The following is a 1,432-nucleotide window of genomic DNA, read 5'->3' as shown; positions in this document are numbered from 1 at the left end:
CCGACGTGGCATACGGCGGCGCGGTGGGTGTTGCGTGAGCCTGGGGGACGGCCTGGACCAGGCCGGGAGGGTTTCGGTGCACCGGCTGGCAGGGTGATCGTCGGTCGGATGTTGCGAAACCCTCGCCGGACGCGGGCAGGGGTCAGTCGCTCAGGTTTGGCGGGTGCTTTCTCCCAGGGGCGGCGTAGATCCTCGACGACGTGGCGGGCCAGTCGGAGTTGGGTGTAGGCGGCGCACATCAGCCAGGTCCATCGATCAGCCGCCGTTGGGGTGCGGACGCGGGGCCGGGTCCAGCCCAGGGTCTGCTTGAGGAACCGGAAGGTGTGCTCGAGATCGAAGCGCCGCAGGAACATCTGCCACAACCGGTCCACGGCCGCGGCGTCGGCTCCGGTGCCGGAGTACCACAGCCACAACGGTTTCGGTGTGCCGTCGCCGGGCAGCCGGTCGACCTGTAGCCGGATCACCGTGCCTTCGATGATCGGCAGGTCGCCGTGGTGGTCTGCCCAGGCGCCGCGGCGGGTCAGCAGTGGGTGCAGCCGGTCGAAGGAACGGGCCACTGCGGTGCCGTACCGGCTGGTCCGGGTGGTCGTGGTGTGGGCAGGTTCGGGCCAGGTCCGGGAGTCCTTGAACGTGAGCTCGGCCCCGTGGCGCTTGCCTCGTCCGACGGTTCCCGGTGTGCGCGGTGGCGCCGGGAACCGCATCACACGGTCTGATCGCACCCGGACCTGCACGCGGACCGGTAGATCGGCCAGCAGGAACGCCAGCCGGGGTCCGTCGTATCCGGTGTCACCGATGATCCAGATCTCGGGGTCGCCCTCGTGCCAGTGCCCGGCCGTGATGAGCCCTTCGGTGACCGCGCGCAGCTGGGCGGCGGCGACGGTGGTGCCGTCGTCGTCGGGACCGAGGCGCTGGGCATCGAGGATCGCCGTCCACGAGGTACGACCCGGCTCCAGCGCCGCCACGAACGAGTAGGGCCACCCGGGGATCATCTGGGCCTGGCCCTTGCCACGCGCGTAGGTGTGGCAGAACAGCCGCTCCGGGGTGGCGTTCGCGTCGGGACGCAGCCAGTTGCTGACATCGATCCCCAACACGATACGACCGTCGTCGCAGCGCGGAATCGACTGGCGGGCAACAACATTACGGAACCGGTCGATGTCGACCCGGCCCTGATTCAGGCTGTCATACAGGGCGCCGTGCCCACGTCGGTGCTCCACGGCCAGCGACAGCTCGACCAGTGAGGTGACCGGCCCGTCGGCACACAACACCGAGTCGCTCAGCTCGAACAACGTGTCGGCACGCGCGGTCAGGCACTGGTAGAACTCCTGACGGAACCGGGACAGGTCCCCGAACGCGCCGGCCACGCCGGTGTCATGCACACTGATCAACTGAAGCCCTTGGTCGATCTTCCGTCTGTCGCAAGAAGGAATGATCA

At 68.7% G+C, this 1,432-nt stretch carries 1 protein-coding gene; it reads right to left on the bottom strand.

The genetic code is table 11. From position 1 onward, the window contains the following. Nucleotides 1-1,376, bottom strand: a 1,376-nt coding sequence (locus ACFPFQ_RS48295) for an NF041680 family putative transposase (RefSeq protein WP_379630069.1), incomplete at its 3' end; no start/stop codon positions are given. Nucleotides 1,377-1,432 lie beyond the last annotated feature (56 nt).

The organism is Pseudonocardia sp. GCM10023141, from assembly GCF_042653605.1.
This window is presented reverse-complemented; position numbering and strand designations above follow the sequence as displayed.